This is a genomic window from Pseudomonas sp. FP1742 (assembly GCF_030687145.1).
GTDB lineage: Bacteria > Pseudomonadota > Gammaproteobacteria > Pseudomonadales > Pseudomonadaceae > Aquipseudomonas > Aquipseudomonas frederiksbergensis_D.
This window is the reverse complement of record NZ_CP117460.1, coordinates 5802899-5818804: the sequence shown is the minus strand read 5'-3', so window position 1 is coordinate 5818804 and position 15906 is coordinate 5802899. Positions and strand designations below refer to the sequence as shown.

At 61.1% G+C, this 15906-nt stretch carries 13 protein-coding genes; 7 read left to right on the top strand and 6 right to left on the bottom strand.

The genetic code is table 11. The features are described 5' to 3' along the window. Nucleotides 1–125: 125 nt before the first annotated feature. The 4 genes from PSH64_RS26365 (at nucleotide 126) to PSH64_RS26350 (ending at nucleotide 6590) form a co-directional block, all read left to right on the top strand. Entirely contained in the window at nucleotides 126–2483 is a 2358-nt protein-coding gene (locus PSH64_RS26365; RefSeq protein ID WP_305479168.1) for a hybrid sensor histidine kinase/response regulator, read from the top strand. Nucleotides 2484–2578: 95 nt separating this feature from the next. Then, nucleotides 2579–4228 carry an acyl-CoA dehydrogenase family protein gene (locus tag PSH64_RS26360; RefSeq protein WP_105343643.1) on the top strand — a complete coding sequence of 550 codons (1650 nt, stop codon included), beginning with the start codon at nucleotides 2579–2581 and terminating at the stop codon, nucleotides 4226–4228. 149 nt (nucleotides 4229–4377) lie between these two features. Next, complete coding sequence (gene amn, locus PSH64_RS26355) at nucleotides 4378–5877, top strand: AMP nucleosidase (RefSeq protein ID WP_181150673.1); 1500 nt, start codon at nucleotides 4378–4380, stop codon at nucleotides 5875–5877. 71 nt (nucleotides 5878–5948) lie between these two features. Continuing rightward, the gene (locus tag PSH64_RS26350; protein ID WP_305479167.1) at nucleotides 5949–6590 is read left to right on the top strand and encodes a pseudouridine synthase; all 642 of its coding nucleotides are present in this window, start codon (nucleotides 5949–5951) and stop codon (nucleotides 6588–6590) included. Here PSH64_RS26350 and PSH64_RS26345 read toward each other — a convergent pair. Together PSH64_RS26345 and PSH64_RS26340 are read right to left on the bottom strand one after the other, a co-directional pair. After that, nucleotides 6585–6794, bottom strand: coding sequence for a DUF2788 domain-containing protein (locus PSH64_RS26345; protein WP_007937369.1), 210 nt, complete (start codon nucleotides 6792–6794; stop codon nucleotides 6585–6587). The genes PSH64_RS26350 and PSH64_RS26345 overlap by 6 nt on opposite strands. A 217-nt stretch (nucleotides 6795–7011) precedes the next feature. Then, the gene (locus PSH64_RS26340; protein WP_007937367.1) at nucleotides 7012–7491 is read right to left on the bottom strand and encodes an Lrp/AsnC family transcriptional regulator; all 480 of its coding nucleotides are present in this window, start codon (nucleotides 7489–7491) and stop codon (nucleotides 7012–7014) included. A 435-nt stretch (nucleotides 7492–7926) separates the two neighbouring features. Between PSH64_RS26340 and PSH64_RS26335 the strand changes: the two genes are divergently transcribed. Next, complete coding sequence (locus PSH64_RS26335) at nucleotides 7927–9006, top strand: DUF6515 family protein (RefSeq protein ID WP_305479166.1); 1080 nt, start codon at nucleotides 7927–7929, stop codon at nucleotides 9004–9006. On the opposite strand, the gene PSH64_RS26330 is transcribed toward PSH64_RS26335, so the two are convergent. Further along, nucleotides 9000–9899: a cation diffusion facilitator family transporter gene (locus PSH64_RS26330; protein ID WP_105343648.1), complete on the bottom strand. Its 900-nt coding sequence runs from the start codon at nucleotides 9897–9899 to the stop codon at nucleotides 9000–9002. The two genes, PSH64_RS26335 and PSH64_RS26330, sit on opposite strands and share 7 nt — an antisense overlap. Before the next feature lie 29 nt (nucleotides 9900–9928). Further along, complete coding sequence (locus tag PSH64_RS26325; protein WP_105343650.1) at nucleotides 9929–10348, bottom strand: polyribonucleotide nucleotidyltransferase; 420 nt, start codon at nucleotides 10346–10348, stop codon at nucleotides 9929–9931. A 109-nt stretch (nucleotides 10349–10457) separates the two neighbouring features. On the opposite strand from PSH64_RS26325, the gene hrpB reads away from it, so the two are divergent. Continuing rightward, on the top strand, nucleotides 10458–12974 hold the full coding sequence (hrpB, locus tag PSH64_RS26320; protein ID WP_305479165.1) for an ATP-dependent helicase HrpB: 2517 nt from the start codon (nucleotides 10458–10460) through the stop codon (nucleotides 12972–12974). Nucleotides 12975–13099: 125 nt separating this feature from the next. Here the strand turns inward: hrpB and PSH64_RS26315 are convergent, their stop codons facing one another. Together PSH64_RS26315 and PSH64_RS26310 are read right to left on the bottom strand one after the other, a co-directional pair. After that, nucleotides 13100–14179 carry an endonuclease/exonuclease/phosphatase family protein gene (locus PSH64_RS26315; RefSeq protein WP_305479164.1) on the bottom strand — a complete coding sequence of 360 codons (1080 nt, stop codon included), beginning with the start codon at nucleotides 14177–14179 and terminating at the stop codon, nucleotides 13100–13102. 74 nt (nucleotides 14180–14253) lie between these two features. Then, complete coding sequence (locus PSH64_RS26310) at nucleotides 14254–14928, bottom strand: YciC family protein (RefSeq protein WP_305479163.1); 675 nt, start codon at nucleotides 14926–14928, stop codon at nucleotides 14254–14256. A gap of 177 nt (nucleotides 14929–15105) precedes the next feature. Between PSH64_RS26310 and PSH64_RS26305 the strand changes: the two genes are divergently transcribed. Further along, nucleotides 15106–15882, top strand: coding sequence for a DUF2076 domain-containing protein (locus PSH64_RS26305; RefSeq protein WP_105343898.1), 777 nt, complete (start codon nucleotides 15106–15108; stop codon nucleotides 15880–15882). Nucleotides 15883–15906 lie beyond the last annotated feature (24 nt).

Sequence of the window (15906 nt, the reverse complement as noted above, 5' to 3'; positions counted from 1 at the left end):
TCAATGGCCACTAACGGCTATGCTAGAGTGGATCCAAACCAATAACAGGTAATACCGGTTTTACGTCTACTCAAAAGGAATGGGGGGCTTCCTGACAGAACCGGACAGGCCACGCTGGGGCTTAAATGCGCTATTTGCTGATGTTGCTGCTGTGCTTGCCCCTCCTGGCGAGCGCCGTCGAATTCGACGAGTTCACCCAGAGCCTTCCCCTGGGCCGAACGATGCAGGTTTATGAAGACGCGGGCGGTCAAGCGACCATTGCCGATGTCCGTGCGCAAGCCGCGGCCGGGCACTTCCAACCCCACGATAAAGCCACCCTCAATGCCGGTTATTCGCGTTCGGCATTCTGGTTGAAAATCGACCTGCAGTACCGTCCGACCAACCCGTCGGCGCAACGGGCCTGGTTGCTGGAGCTGGCCTATCCGCCCCTCGATCACCTTGATCTGTACTTGCCTGATGCCGGCGGCGATTATCAATTGGTCCGACAGACCGGCGATGCATTGCCGTTCGCCACACGCGAGATCCGCCAGAACAACTATCTGTTCAATCTGAACTTTGCGCCCGGGCAGGCGCAAACGGTGTACCTGAGACTGCAGAGCGAAGGCTCGATTCAGGCGCCCGTCACCTTGTGGTCGAGCACTGCTTACCTTGAAGAGCAGCCCGTGCGGCTCTACGTGCTGGGGCTGATTTACGGCGTGTTGCTGGGGATGCTGGTCTACAACCTGTTCATCTTCCTCAGCGTGCGCGACACCAGTTACCTCTATTACATCGTCTACATCGCCTCGTTCGGTTTGTATCAGCTGTCGGTGAACGGCGCGGCCGTGGAGTATTTCTGGCCGAACAATCCGTGGTGGGCCAACGCCGCCACGCCGTTCTTCATTGGCTGTTCGGGCTTGTTCGGCAGCCAGTTCGCCCGCAGCTTCTTGCAGACGGCCACCCACAGCCGCTGGCTGGACCGTGTGCTGCTGGCGCTGATTGCGTTCAGTGCGCTGGTGGTCGGGTTGTCGTTGATGACCAGTTACGCCCTGGCCCTGCGCCTGGCGACGGCATTGGCACTGGTCTTTACCGTGGCAATTTTCGCCGCCGGGATTTTCGCCTGGTGGCGCGGCTTGAGGGTGGCGCGCTACTTCATCATTGCCTGGTCGGCATTTTTGCTCGGTGGCGTCGTCAACACGATGATGGTGTTGGGTTATTTGCCCAACGTGTTTCTCACCATGTACGCCAGCCAGATCGGCTCGGCGATTGAAGTGGCGTTACTGTCCCTGGCCCTGGCCGATCGTATCAACGCGATGCGCGAGCAACAGGCACAGACGCTGTTCGATGCCGGCCAGAAGCTTGAGGTGCTGAACCAGCAACTGGCTCACAGTAACAGGCTCAAGGACGAATTCCTCGCCACCCTGACCCACGAACTGCGTACGCCCATGAACGGTGTGATCGGCTCGCTGGAGCTGATGCAGACCGTCGAGATGAACCCTGAGCTGGAGCAGTATCAGCAAACGGCCGCCGGTTCGGCGCGGGACATGATGCGCATGGTCAATGGCATCCTCACGCTGACCGAATTGCAGGCCGGCAAGCTCAAGGTCTATCCGGACACGTTCAGTTTGCGCAGCATGGTCGAGTCCTTGCGCGGGCAGTTCGATGGCAATGCGGCGAGCAAGTCGCTGGACTTCAAGGTCGAGATAGCGCCCGGGTTGCCGGATCGTCTGCACGGCGACAGCGGCAAGCTGGCGCAATGCCTGGAATGTCTGTTGGACAACGCAATCAAGTTCACCCGGATCGGCGGTCTGGCGCTGCGGGTGACGGGGAAACCGACGGAACCCGGTCGGCTGGCGTTGTCTTTTGCGGTGATCGATACCGGCATCGGTTTTACCGATTTGGGAGAGGCGACGCTGTACCAGCGCTTCTTCCAGCTTGATGGTTCAATGACCCGTGAATATGGCGGTCTGGGCGTCGGCCTGGCGATCTGTCGGCAGTTGGTCGAATTGCTCGGCGGCCGCCTGAGCCATCGTTCGGAACCGGGTCGCGGAAGCCGCTTCCAGCTGGATGTCGAATGCGACCTGTCGATGGTGGAGCCCGTCTCCTCGTTCACCCGGCAAACCACCGGCCTGCGCTTGCCCCAGGACTGCACGGTGTTGCTGGTTGATGACAACAGCATCAATCAATTGGTGATGCGTGGCATGTTGCTCAAGCTTGGTTTCCGGGTGCGCACCGCTGACAGTGGCATTGCTGCGCTCGATCACTTACAGCATGAAGCCGTTGATGCGGTGCTGCTCGATTGTCAGTTGCCGCCACTGGACGGCGCTTCTATCTGTTGCCGGATCCGCGCGTTGCCGGGGTGCAGCGAATTACCCGTGTTCATGATTGCCCTGAGCGCGGACCGAGTGCACTGCTCGAGCGACACCTTGGTCGACTACTTGAACAAACCGGTGAAATTCGAGGATTTGCAGGCGGCGCTCTATCGAAGGGTGCTCTGCCCGGCATAGGGCGAAAGCGCCGACAGTTAGGCAGATATGCCACTTTGTTCGGCCTCGGGGCGGTGCTTAACTGAAGGTCCTTGGCTGACCAAAGGAGCCCCGTCATGAACCTGCATCAGTTCGCCGAAACCCACGAAGTCACCAACCAGCCACCGTCGCTGGACGGCACCAATCTCTATCGCATCGACCTGCCGTTGCAGGAGTGGTCGCAGCGATTCGATGCCGGTTGGGCCGAGTCGCGGATCGACGCTTACGGCGCATTGGCCGGTGGGCCGTTGATGGAGGCGGGGTTTGCGGCCAATCAGAACAAACCGGTGTTCGTCAGCCATGACCGTTACGGCCATCGCATCGACCTGGTGGAATTTCACCCCGCTTATCATCAATTGATGCGCACGGCGGTGGAGCATGGCTTGACCGGGTTGCCCTGGACCGACCCGCAACCGGGTGCCCACGTGGCCCGCGCGTCCATGACGTATTTGCACAGTCAGGCAGAAGCCGGCAGCGGTTGCCCGTTGACCATGACCTTCGCCAGTGTCCCGGCGATGCGCCTGCAACCGGATCTGGCCAAACTCTGGCTGCCGAAAATCCTCGCCACCGAATACGACCCGCGCAACGTCGGCATGGCCCACAAGGCCGGGGTCACCATCGGCATGGCGATGACCGAGAAGCAGGGCGGTACCGATGTGCGGGCCAACACCACCAAGGCGTATCCGGTCGACGGCGGTGGGCCGGGGCAGGCGTATGAACTGGTGGGCCACAAATGGTTCTGTTCGGCGCCGATGTGCGATGCCTTCCTGACCCTGGCCCAGACCGACAAAGGCTTGACCTGTTTCCTGCTGCCACGTCATCGCCCGGACGACACGCGCAATCAGTTCTACATACAGCGGCTGAAGAACAAACTCGGCAACTGGTCCAATGCCTCCAGCGAGGTGGAGTTCCGCGGCACCCTGGCCTGGATGGTCGGCGAAGAGGGCCGGGGTGTTCCCACCATCATCGAGATGGTCGCCATGACCCGCTTCGATTGCATGGTCGGTTCCAGCGCGCTGATGCGCCAGGCCCTGACCCAGGCCAGCCATCACTGCGCCCACCGCAAGGTCGGTGGCAAGTTGCTCAGCGAGCAGCCCTTGATGCAAAACGTGCTGGCCGACCTCGCCCTGGAAAGCGAAGCCGCCCTGGCGTTGAGCCTGCGCATGGGCCGGGCGCTGGATCATCTGGATGACGACCACGAAGCGAAATTCGCTCGATTGGTGACGGCGGTAGGCAAGTACTGGATCTGCAAACGCGCGCCCGCGATGATCAATGAAGCGGCCGAATGCATGGGCGGCGCCGGTTATGTCGAAGAGAGCATCCTGCCGCGACTGTACCGTGAGGCGCCGGTCAACTCGACGTGGGAAGGTTCCGGCAATGTGCAGTGCCTTGACGTGTTGCGTGCGTTGTCGAAAGAACCGGGTGTACTCGATGTGCTGTTCAGCGAGTTGGGCGATGGTCATGGCGACAAGCGCCTGGCCGCGCACATCCGCCAGTTGCAGGCGGCGTTCAAGGACACCGACGACATTCAGTACCGCGCCCGCCAGCTCACCGAAGACATCGCCTTGGGACTACAGGCCAAACTATTGCTGGAGGCTGGTAATGCAGCAGTCAGCGATGCCTTCATCGCCAGCCGCCTCGGTTCGGCCGGCCGAGTATATGGAACGTTGCCGCGTGGGCTGGATGTGGAGGCGATTGTGGCGCGCTCGACCCCGCAAGGGTTTTGACGACTCCTTTGTGATCGACACAAATAAAATGTGGGAGCGGGCTTGCTCGCGAATGCGGTTGATCATCCAACAATGATGTTGACTGACAGGCCGTATTCGCGAGCAAGCCCGCTCCCACAGGGTTCCCGTGAAGCGATGATGCAGGCAAGATGAAGGTCTGCAAGTCAGAACACAGGAAGCTGATCGTGACCGAAGCGTTTATTGTCGTTCAAACCGCCGAGCAAGCCGTGGATCGGCTTGCTGTCTTGCACGAGCGTGCAACCACAGCGCTGAATCAGGCGCTCAAGCGTTATCTCAAGGACCGCGTCGAGCCGGACGCTGAACAGCGTGCTCTGTTTCGTTATCCCGAGTTGCGTCTGACCTACCTCTGCCAGGGCGAAGTCCCACAGACCACTCGCGCCTATGCCAAGGTTCAATTGCCGGGGACCTACAGCGTCACCGTCACTCATCCCCGCGCTTTTCGTAAATACCTGCTGGAACAACTTGTCCCGTTGATGCACGACTTCACCGTGACCGTGGAAGTCGGCGTCAGCCAGCAGAACATTCCTTATCCGTACGTGGTCGAGCAGGGCGATGAACTGGCCGGTTCCGGCGTTACCGCGGCGGTGCTGGCGCGAGTGTTCCCGAGTACCGATCTATCGGCCGCCACCGATGGCATTGCCGATGGCCTATACGACTGGGAAAACACCGACCCGCTGCCATTGGCCCTGTTCGATGCCGCGCGGGTGGACTTCTCCCTGCGCCGACTGGTGCATTACACCGGCAGCGACTGGCGCCATGTGCAACCGTGGATTCTGCTGACCAACTACCACCGCTACGTTGACCAGTTCATCGTTCATGGCCTGGAGCGACTGCGCAACGACCCGCGTTTTGTGCGCATGGTGTTGCCGGGCAACGTGATCATCGAAAAGAGCATGGACCATGGCGAAGCCTCGGCGATTGCTGCGGGCGTGGTCTGGCATCGTTACCAGATGCCGGCCTATCACCTGATCGCCAGCGACGGCCATGGCGTGACCCTGGTAAACATCGGTGTCGGCCCGTCCAACGCCAAGAACATCACCGACCACCTGGCGGTGCTGCGTCCGCATTGCTGGCTGATGATCGGCCACTGTGGTGGCTTGCGTCAGTCGCAGACCATTGGCGATTACGTGCTGGCCCACGCTTACATGCGCCGCGACGGGATTCTCGACCGGGTGGTGCCGCCGAACATTCCGATTCCGGCCCTGGCCGAAGTGCAGATGGCGTTGCAGCAAGCGGCGGCCAATATCACCGGTGAGAAGGGCGATGAACTGAAGAAGCGCCTGCGCACCGGTACCGTGCTGACCTACGACGACCGTAACTGGGAACTGCGTTGGGCCCAGGAACGTCCGCTGATCAACCTGTCACGCGCCGTGGCGGTGGACATGGAAAGCGGCACCATCGCCGCGCAAGGGTATCGTTTGCGGGTGCCGTACGGCACGTTGCTGTGCGTATCGGATAAACCGCTGCACAGTGAAATCAAACTGCCGGGTTCGGCCAACGCCTTCTATGAGCGCGCGGTCAGCCAGCATTTGAAAATCGGCATCGAGGCGGTGGATCTGTTGCGCACCGAACTCAACTCGCTGCACTCGCGCAAATTGCGCAGCTTCGACGAGCCGCCATTCCGCTGATTGTTCTCATGGTCATTTGACGGTTGGGGCACTAGCATTAGCAGCCCTGACCGTTAGATGTTCTTCTCGCCATGTCCCGTCCTCAACGTCCCGTTTCCCGCCGCCCTGGCGTGAAGCCTGTGTCATCTTCTTCCGCCCCGCGCCGTGTCGCCAAAGCGCCACCGGCCGAGCCGAAGCTGATTCTGTTCAACAAGCCTTTCGATGTGCTGACGCAATTCAGCGACGGCGAAGGGCGGTCGACGCTCAAGGACTTTATCGAGATTCCGGGGATTTACCCCGCAGGGCGGCTGGACCGTGACAGCGAAGGCTTGTTGCTGCTGACCAACGACGGCCAGCTTCAGGCGCGGATTGCCGACCCGAAACACAAACTGGCCAAGACTTACTGGGTGCAAGTGGAAGGTGAGCCAACCGCCGAGCAGTTGCAGCGTTTGCGCGATGGCGTTGAGTTGAACGACGGCATGACGTTGCCGGCCGAAGCGCGACAGCTTGATGAGCCTGAGCTGTGGCCACGCAACCCGCCTGTGCGTTTTCGCAAAAGCGTGCCCACCAGCTGGCTGGAATTGGTGATTCGCGAGGGACGCAACCGACAGGTACGGCGCATGACTGCGGCAGTCGGCTTGCCGACGTTGCGCCTGGTGCGGGTCAGAATTGGCGACTGGTCGATCGAAGGGCTCGATCAGGGCCAGTGGAAGGAAGTGCCGGCGCGTTTATAGAGTGCCGGATTCGATCAGGCCGATAACCACGCTTTTGATCACGAACGCAGCCACGCCCAGCCCCAGGACAAAGAACAGGATGAACGAGCCGAAGCGTCCGGCCTTGGATTTTTTTGCCAGATCCCAGACGATGAAGCCCATGAAAATGATCAGGATGCTGACCAGGCCAGTCATCATCCACTCTTCGAAAACTGCAGGATCCATCGAACATCTCCAGCGCGGGTGGGGCTAAAAGGGCGGGGGGAGTATACGCGATGGCAGATTGATGGAGCATTGACCTGCGTCGGTGTGTCGCAGCTATTCGTCGCCTGTGCCGGCCCCTTCGCGAGCAAGCCCGCTCCCACACTTGATCTCGGGTGTGCACAAAAAATGTGTTTACTGAAGATCAAATGTGGGAGCGGGCTTGCTCGCGAAGGCGGGTTCAGCTGCGCAGATGAGTCAACGGCAACTCCGTGCTGTTGAGCACCTGGTTCAACACAAAACTCGACCGCACACTCGTCACCCCCTCAATCCGGGTGAGGTGTCCCAGCAGCAGCTTCTGATAGTGATCCATGTCCGGCACCACCACCTTGAGCTGATAATCCGCATCCATTCCCGTGACCAGGCTGCATTCCAGCACTTGCGGCAAGGTGCGAATGGCGGCTTCGAAGTTTTCGAAACGCTCGGGTGTATGGCGGTCCATGCCGATCAGCACGTAGGCGGTCAGGCTCAGGCCGAGCATCTTGCGGTCCAGCAAGGCGACCTGGCGGGAGATGTAGCCGTCGTCTTCCAGTTGCTTGACCCGCCGTGAGCAAGGCGAAGGCGACAGGCCGATGCGTTCGGCCAGCTCCTGATTGGAGATGCGCGCGTCGCGCTGTAATTCCGCCAAAATACTCAGGTCGTATCGGTCGAGTTTGCTCATCAATCAGGCCTTTGTCATAACTATTGCGGCAGATTATCTATCCTGAGTTAAAAATTGCGCAAGTAATGTTTATTTGAGCAATCTTCGCAATCCTCTGCCGGTGCCCCAAGCCTATTCTTATCACCAGAATCACTGCTCGGACAAACAGTCCAGTGCGGCTCGCCCAATCAGGCCAGCTGCGGTCGCCACCCCCACCGGGGTTGTGTCGGCCCCCGAGCTACACACTGTCCAGAAGACGGCGTGAGGTGAGCCGACGTCATAAGCGTCGAGCACGGACGAAGTTCTCAAAGGGAGGCCGACGGGTCTCCCTTTTTTATTGCCTGGAATTTCTCTCCAGCCCTCAATAAATAAGTTGCGTGACTGATAACCTGTTGCAGAACCGGCCTGCGCTTTCCCAGTCTTAAGTACAGGCCCTAACCCGCAGTGAGGAAAAGCATGAAATCGCGCATCTGGCGTTTGGCCGGGGTTGGTTTGCTGTGTGTGAGTGTCACTGCGCAATCGCTTGCCGATGAGCCGCAGAACCGCGGCCCCGATGGCGGGCAGAATGGGCCTGATCATCGGGGTAATGAACAGGGTCAGGGCCATGGCGCCAGCAATCAGCCACGCCCGCAGAGCACCGAAATCATTCGTGGCGACAACAGCCGTCAGTTCGAGCGCCACGATCAGAATCAGGGCCGCCAGCCGTACGAGCCCAACAATCAGGGCGGCCAGTGGCAGAACCGTCCGCTACACGATCCAAACGTTCAGGGCGGCCAGTGGCAGAACCGCACACTGCACGACTCCAACGTTCAGGAGCGAGCGCCGCAACAACCAAGTAACAATCTGCCGATCCAGGGACGGCCCGACACCGTGCGCCAGACCCAGGAACCTCGGCGTGGCTACTATCAGGACGAACCGCGGCGTAACAATTACAACCAGCCATGGCAAACCGGGGGGCGGGAGCCGCGTCACGATGACCGTCGCTGGCCCGGTCGCCCGGAGGGGCACGGCACTGGCTGGGGCCCCGGCCCTCAGTATCGTCCGGGGTACGTGATCGACCGCTTCCCGGATCGCCACTTCCGTGTGCCGTACCGTGGCCAGGATTATTTCTATTCCGGTGGTTACTGGTATCGCCCGCAAGGCCCACGTTATGTGGTGGTTCAGCCGCCTCGCGGAATTCGGGTCAGCTACTTGCCCGATTACGCCCGTGAAGTGTGGATCGGCGGCGCGCTGCTGTTCCTGGCGGCCGGCGCGTATTACGCCTACCAGGAGAGCACTCAGGATTACGTGGTGGTCGAACCGCCCGTGCAGCCGCAACCGGCCGGCAATGGCTACGACGTGGTGGCGTATCCGGCCAACGGCCAGTCGCCGGAGGAAGTCAGCCGGGACGGTTACGAATGCTATCGCTGGGCCGTGGAGCAGAGCGGTTTCGATCCACGTGCCGTCACCTACCAACCGGCCCCGTCGGTGGTGCAAGCCTACCGCCAGGCCCAAGGCAACTGCCTGAGCAGCCGCGGTTATCAGGTGAGTTACTGAGCCCTGGCGGCGGCCTTTACCGCTTCCTGCGGGTCGGCGTGCACCAGCACTTCGGCTCGCGGGTAGGCGGCGTGAATCGCATCGGCGGCTTGATCGCTGATGCCGTGGGCGACTGACAGGGTCAATTCCCCCGGCAACTCCAGATGCAACTGGACGAACCAATGGTTCCCGGAAATCCGTGTGCGCAGATCATGGGCACCCAGAACGCCCGGCACGCTGCAGGCCAGTTCGAGCATGTGCTGGCTGACATCCGGCGGTAGTTCTTCATCCATCAGCACAGCAAAACTTTCCCGGGCGATGTGAATGGCGCTCCAGAGGATGTAGGCGGCGATCCCCAACCCGAACCAGGGGTCGACTTGATGCCAGCCAAACCCGGCCAGCACCAGAGCCACCAGGATGCTGCCGTTGAGCAGCAAGTCCGAGCGGTAATGCAAGGAGTCGGCGCGCACAGCGTTGGAGCCGGTTGCCTTGATCACCCGATGTTGCACTATCAGCAAGGCCACGGTCAGCACGAGGGAGAACACAATCACCCCGATGCTAAGCCATGGCGCACCCACCGGCTCTGGATGTTTCAACCGCTCGATCGCCTGCAAGGTGATCAGCACTGCACTGCCACCAATGAACAGTGCCTGCGCCATGCCTGCCAGTGATTCGGCCTTGCCATGCCCATAACGATGATCTTCGTCGGCCGGGCGCAAGGCATAGTGCACGGCCAACAGATTGAGCAGCGAAGTGATGCCGTCGAGGGCCGAGTCGGTCAACCCGGCGAGCATGCTCACCGAGCCGCTCAGCCACCAGGCAATGGCTTTGGCGACGATCAACGTGCACGCGACCGCCACCGAGGCGCGCGTCGCCAGCCGCAGCAGGCGGGCGTGGTCGGTAGGGGTAGTCATCAGCGCTGTGAGTCCTTCAAATGCATGAATTATGCGGCCGGTTGCAAGCCGAACATGGCCAGTTGCTGGGGGCTGCCCTTGTGCTGGATCAGGCGTGGATCGTCCAGCGGGAAGCGGCGGCCCAGTTCACTTTCCAGAATAGTCTGCAGCTTGTGGTTATCGACCTTGCCGTCGGCGCCGATCGCTTCCCTGAGTTTTTCCGGAGCCACCTGAGCGGTCCGGCCGGGCTCGAAGTAAATGGCACCCGTGGCGAAGTCTACTGCAAAGGCAATCAGGCCAGGGATGATATAGAACAACAAACCCACGGCATCCAGCGCGGCAATGGCCGGGTCGATCTTGCCGTCGATCTGGCCGCGGCGATCCGGGTAGAAAATCGAGCCGCAGGCGGTCATTTGGGTCAGCAAGGTTGCGACCAGTACACCGCCGATCAAGCGAAAGGAAGCACGCATATTAAATCTCCTGAGTCATCTGGAAACGAAGGGGCGTCTGTATGAATTAGGACCGCGACGAAGGCTAAGCAGTTCGCCGTTATACTCGTCGCTCTGTTTTGGAGCCAGCATGATTTCTTTGCCGATTGATGAAGTTTTACCCGCATTGCGTGAAGCCCTCGCTACACGCCACGAAGCCGTGCTCGAAGCACCGCCCGGCGCCGGTAAAACCACCCGGGTACCGTTGGCCTTGCTCGATGAGCCGTGGCTGGCCGGGCAGACCATTCTGATGCTCGAACCGCGCCGGTTGGCGGCGCGGGCGGCGGCGGAGCGGTTGGCCAGTGAATTGGGCGAGAAGGTCGGCGAAACCGTGGGCTACCGCATTCGTCTCGACAGCAAAGTCGGCCCCAATACCCGCATCGAAGTGGTGACCGAAGGCATCCTCACCCGGCGCCTGCAGGATGACCCGGCGCTGGAAGGCGTGGGCTTGCTGATTTTCGATGAGTTCCATGAACGCAGTCTTGATGCCGACCTGGCGTTGGCCCTGAGCCTGAACGGTCGGGAGCTGTTTCGTGACGATCAGCCACTGAAAATCCTCTTGATGTCGGCAACCCTGGAAGGCGAACGCCTGGCCGGGTTGCTGGATGACGCGCCAATCCTGCGCAGCGAAGGTCGCATGTATCCGGTGGCGATGCGCTGGGGCCGACCGTTTCAGCCCGGCGAATTCATCGAGCCGAAGGTGGTGCAGACCATTCTCGACGCACTGAACGATGAATCCGGCAGCCTGCTGGTATTTTTGCCGGGGCAGGCGGAAATTCGTCGGGTGCATCAACAACTGGCCGATGCGCTGGGCGAAGGTTCGCCGGTGTTGCTGTGCCCATTGCACGGCGAACTGGACCTGGCGGCGCAGCGTGCGGCGATTGACCCGGCGCCTGCGGGCAAGCGCAAAGTGGTGCTGGCCACCAACATCGCCGAAACCAGCCTGACCATCAATGGCGTGCGCGTGGTGATCGATGCCGGGTTGGCGCGGGTGCCGCGTTTCGACCCTGGCAGCGGCATGACTCGTCTGGATACTCAGCGCATTTCCAAGGCCAGTGCCACGCAGCGCGCGGGCCGGGCAGGGCGTTTGGAGCCCGGTGTGTGTTATCGCTTGTGGTCGCAGGATCAGCACGAGCAACTGGCGGCTTACGCCAGTGCGGAAATCCTCTCGGCGGACCTTGCCGGGCTGGCCTTGCAACTCGGTCGTTGGGGCGTGACGCCGGGGCAGTTGGTTTGGCTCGATGTGCCTCCGGCAGCGGCTTATGCACAGGCCCAGGATCTGCTTGAGCGTTTGGGTGCGCTGGAGGGAGAAGCGCTGACCCGTCATGGTCAGGCCATGGCCGAACTGCCGGCCCATCCACGGATCGCCCATTTGCTGTTGCGTGGCCAGGCGCTCGGTCTGGCCGACATGGCTTGCGATGTCGCCGCACTGCTCGGGGAGCGGGATATCTTGCGTGGCGCTGGTGCGGACCTGCACAGTCGACTGGTGCTGCTGTCCGGTGAAGAACGGGCCGCTCGCGGTGCGCAGGGCGGTGTGCAACGGGCCCGGCAACTGGCGCGGCAATATCGCGGCTACTTGCGTGGCAAAGCGACGGAGCCGGTCAGCGATCCCGGGCATCCGCGCTGGCTCGGCGCGTTGCTGGCGTTGGCTTATCCCGATCGGGTCGCCCAACAGCGGCGGGCCGGTGGCGCTGAATATCGACTGGCCAATGGTCGTGCCGCGCTGTTCGCCGAAGCGGACAGCTTGATGAAACAACCGTGGCTGGTGATCGCCGATCTGGGCAGTCGTCAGGGCCAGCGTGAAGAACGGATTTATCTGGCGACGGATTTTGATCCGGCGCTGTTCGACTCGGTGCTGGCCGAACAGGTGCGGTGCGTCGATCAACTGGATTGGGATGAGCGCGAAGGTGTGCTGCGGGCCGAGCGTCAGCGCAAGGTCGGCGAGTTGATCCTCAGCCGCGAACCGCTGACCGGGCTCGATGAAAGTGCTCGCAGTCAGGCGTTGGTGAATCTTGTGCGGCGCAAAGGTCTGGAGCTGTTGCCCTGGACGCCAGAGCTGCGTCAGTGGCAGGCGCGGGTGGCGTTGTTGCGGCAGTTGGATCTCGGCAGCCAGGGCCAGAGCGAATGGCCGGATGTCAGCGACGCTGCACTGCTCAAAAGCCTCGAACATTGGCTGATGCCGTACCTGGGTAAAGTCTCGCGTCTCAGCCACTTCGCCAGCCTGGACTTGTCGAGCATCGTTCACAACTTGCTGCCGTGGCCGTTGCCGCAACGGCTCGAAGAGCTGGCGCCGCACCATTTGAGTGTGCCGTCGGGTTCGTCGATTCGTCTGGATTACAGTGAACAGCCACCGATTCTGGCGGTGCGTTTGCAGGAGCTGTTCGGTCTGGCAGAAACCCCGCGCATTGCCGGTGGCCGGCAGGTGGTGAAATTGCATCTGCTGTCCCCGGCGCGGCGGCCAGTGCAGGTGACGCAGGACCTGGCGAACTTCTGGCGTAGTACCTACGCCGAGGTGAAGAAGGATTTGAAGGGGCGTTACCCGAAGCACTACTGGCCGGATGATCCGCTGGTGGCCGAGGCGACGGCGCGGATCAAGCCTCGTAAGTAGTCAGTTGCATCGGTGGCGCGGCATTCGCGAGCAAGCCCGCTCCCACACTGGATCTCGGTGGTACACAAATGCTGTACTCACTGAAGATCTCATGTGGGAGCGGGCTTGCTCGCGAAGCTTTTGACCTAAGGCGCGACCGGCAACAGAAACCGTGCAATCACCGGCAAGTGATCGGATATGCGCAACGTATCGTCCTGCCGCACCCGTGCTTCGACCCGTTTGATGCGCGGGCTGTAAAACAGGTAGTCGACGGTGCGGTCCGGGCCATTCAAGGTGGGGTCATTCGGGTAATGGGTCAGCCATTGCGCCCGGTCGATACCGCTGGCTTCGTTGTTGGTGGGGATCATCGGGTATTTGTCCCACAGCACATGCAGCGCGCTGTCGGCGGAGTAGGGCGTGCGTTGCTCGGCGGCAAGGCGTCGATACTGGCCCAGCGGCAACAGATTGAAGTCGCCGCCGATCAACCAGGGCGTGCCGCGGCTTTCGTACTTGTCGAGAACCTTGGCCACGGCTGTCACCTGGGTTTGCGAAGTGTCGTCGGGCTGGGTGGCGCGGTCCAGATGGGTGTTGAGCACGGCCATTTGGCCGCCTTCGCTGACTGGCAGGTATGTGACCAGCAAGGCGTTTTTCGGCTTGAACTGACGGCTGATGAAGTTGGCCGGTGCGATCGGTAATTGCAGGCGTTCGGCGTGTTCGATCTGGTAGCGGCTCAGGGTTGCCAGTTGCCGGCCAACGCTGCCGAAGATGTGCGGTTCAGGTACGAAGTCGGCTTTCCAGTCGAAGGCCTGTGCGGTGCACGGATACAGGTCGGTGACCCGATCCTGAAGCAGTTTGAACTGGTTCTGGTAGTCGCTGGCCTTGGCGCCATCATCGAGCTCCTGCAGCAGCACGATGTCCGGTTGCTCGTCACGAATCACTCGCGCCACCTCGTCGAGGCTGAAGGCCATGTCTTCAGGCGTAGGGCGCTCGTCATCTCCGGCGGCCAGATCATTCCAGAATACGTAGCGCTTGCCGGCCAGGTACTGGACGTTCCAGGTCATTACCTTCAGCGCCTGACCGCGCACCAGCGTCGGCACCTGGGCGTTGCAACTGACCGGCAGCGCTTCCTTGGCCTCGGGACGCCAGGTCAGGCTGTAGATCAGCACTGCAAACAGGCCGATGGTGATCAGCAGGCCCAGCAGGGTGTAGCGCAGTAGACGGGGCATGGCTCGGCTTATCGCGTTACAGAATTGACCCCGAGCATAACCGAGAGCAGCGCCCAAGCCCAAGGGTAGAGCGGTCAGAGCCGCTCATCAGATTTCTCGGACGCGTCGCCAATCAGCATGAACAAACGGAACAGCACCACGCTGGTGAACAGTTGCAGAAAGCTGTGAGCGCTGTCGATCAGCAGTGAGATCACCGGGTTCTGTGGCTCGGGGTAAACCGCCAGCGTCGCGCCCTTGAGCACCCACAGCGGGCCCATCACGCACAGAATACACACCAGAATGCGCATGAAATGCCCACGGGTCAGGCGCAGGCTTTCCTTCATCGCGGCCAGCGGTGCCAGGCCGCGCAGCACCAACAGGTACTCGCCGAACGCCAGCGTCACCATCAGCCAGATACCCGGCAGGAAATACAGCGACAGGCCGATAAGGATCAGCAACGTATTGAGGGCGGTCAGTACGGCGAAGCGCGGCCAAAGAGACGCGGCGGCTGCCAGCAGGTCGCGGGTGCGCGGCGATTCGCCACGGCTGCGGGCATCGAGAAACAGGATCAGCGCTGCGGTGTATAGCGGATATACCAGCAAGCCGACAATCACACTGATGCCGGCGAAACTGTCCGGCCCGGTGGAGTGGTCGACCACTTGTTGCAGCAGCGCCTCGACAATCACCAGCGGCAGGCACAGCTGCACGATCTGGCTCAGATTGCGCTTGAAGAAATACAGAGAGTCACGCAGTACATCGAACGAATTCATCAGTCGGTATCGCAGGTTGAAAGCAGTGCCTCACTTTAACCGATCAACCCCTTCGGGGCGCAAACGTAAACGTTCGGTAAAGGTCATTGAAACATCCTGTATCAGCCCCATTACTGGTGAGCACCTTATCCACGGTGGATGAGGGCAATGATTTTCTCGGCAATCTACGAGGTCGCCATGAACAGCGAAGAACAAACCCTGATCGATGGACTGTTTTCCCGGCTGCAACAGGCCGAAACGGACTCAGCCCCGCGCGACGCCCAGGCCGAGGCGCGGATCAAGGAGCACCTGACTCGCCAGCCAGCGGCGGGCTATTTCATGACCCAGGCGATTCTGGTGCAAGAGGCAGCCATCAAGAGCCTCGACGAACAGAACAAGCAACTTACCCAGCAAGTCCAGCAATTGCAGGCCGAACTGCAACAGGCCAAGGCCCAGACGGCGGCACCGGCACCGAGCAGCGGCGGCTTTTTGTCGAGCATCTTCGGCGGGGCTTCCCGTGACCCGCAACCTGCGCCAACTCAAAGCGCTGTCCCTTCAAGCGGCGGCTGGCGTGAACCGGGGCGGCCATCGTTCAGCTCGCAGCCGCCGCAGCAGAACTTCGGTGCGCCGGCTCCTCAGCAGAACTTCGGAGCGCCACCTCAGCAGAATTACGCACCGCAACAGCCTGTCGGCAGCGGTTTCCTCGGTGGGGCGCTGAAAACTGCAGCGGGCGTGGCCGGTGGCGTGATGCTGGCGCAAGGCATCAGCAGCCTGTTTCATCACAATCAGCAGCCGGAAGTGGTTGAAGTCATCAAAGAAGAACCAGCCAAGGTCAACGATCAGAGTGACAGCGATTGGGGCAATGATCAGCGCGTGGCTGACAACTCCAGCGATCAGGGCGGTTTCGTCGACACGGATTACGACGATGGAAGTTCATCGTTCTTCGGCGGCGATGATGACGACTCCTTCATCTGACCTGCCATTCGTCCGGAGCGCCAT

What these genes read in the sequence shown, in the direction of transcription:
- PSH64_RS26365 (WP_305479168.1), top strand. Translation starts at nt 126, where the DNA reads ATGCGCTATTTGCTGATGTTGCTGCTGTGCTTGCCCCTCCTGGCGAGC.
- PSH64_RS26360 (WP_105343643.1), top strand. Translation starts at nt 2,579, where the DNA reads ATGAACCTGCATCAGTTCGCCGAAACCCACGAAGTCACCAACCAGCCA.
- amn (WP_181150673.1), top strand. Translation starts at nt 4,378, where the DNA reads ATGAAGGTCTGCAAGTCAGAACACAGGAAGCTGATCGTGACCGAAGCG.
- PSH64_RS26350 (WP_305479167.1), top strand. Translation starts at nt 5,949, where the DNA reads ATGTCCCGTCCTCAACGTCCCGTTTCCCGCCGCCCTGGCGTGAAGCCT.
- PSH64_RS26345 (WP_007937369.1), bottom strand. Translation starts at nt 6,794, where the DNA reads ATGGATCCTGCAGTTTTCGAAGAGTGGATGATGACTGGCCTGGTCAGC.
- PSH64_RS26340 (WP_007937367.1), bottom strand. Translation starts at nt 7,491, where the DNA reads ATGAGCAAACTCGACCGATACGACCTGAGTATTTTGGCGGAATTACAG.
- PSH64_RS26335 (WP_305479166.1), top strand. Translation starts at nt 7,927, where the DNA reads ATGAAATCGCGCATCTGGCGTTTGGCCGGGGTTGGTTTGCTGTGTGTG.
- PSH64_RS26330 (WP_105343648.1), bottom strand. Translation starts at nt 9,899, where the DNA reads ATGACTACCCCTACCGACCACGCCCGCCTGCTGCGGCTGGCGACGCGC.
- PSH64_RS26325 (WP_105343650.1), bottom strand. Translation starts at nt 10,348, where the DNA reads ATGCGTGCTTCCTTTCGCTTGATCGGCGGTGTACTGGTCGCAACCTTG.
- hrpB (WP_305479165.1), top strand. Translation starts at nt 10,458, where the DNA reads ATGATTTCTTTGCCGATTGATGAAGTTTTACCCGCATTGCGTGAAGCC.
- PSH64_RS26315 (WP_305479164.1), bottom strand. Translation starts at nt 14,179, where the DNA reads ATGCCCCGTCTACTGCGCTACACCCTGCTGGGCCTGCTGATCACCATC.
- PSH64_RS26310 (WP_305479163.1), bottom strand. Translation starts at nt 14,928, where the DNA reads ATGAATTCGTTCGATGTACTGCGTGACTCTCTGTATTTCTTCAAGCGC.
- PSH64_RS26305 (WP_105343898.1), top strand. Translation starts at nt 15,106, where the DNA reads ATGAACAGCGAAGAACAAACCCTGATCGATGGACTGTTTTCCCGGCTG.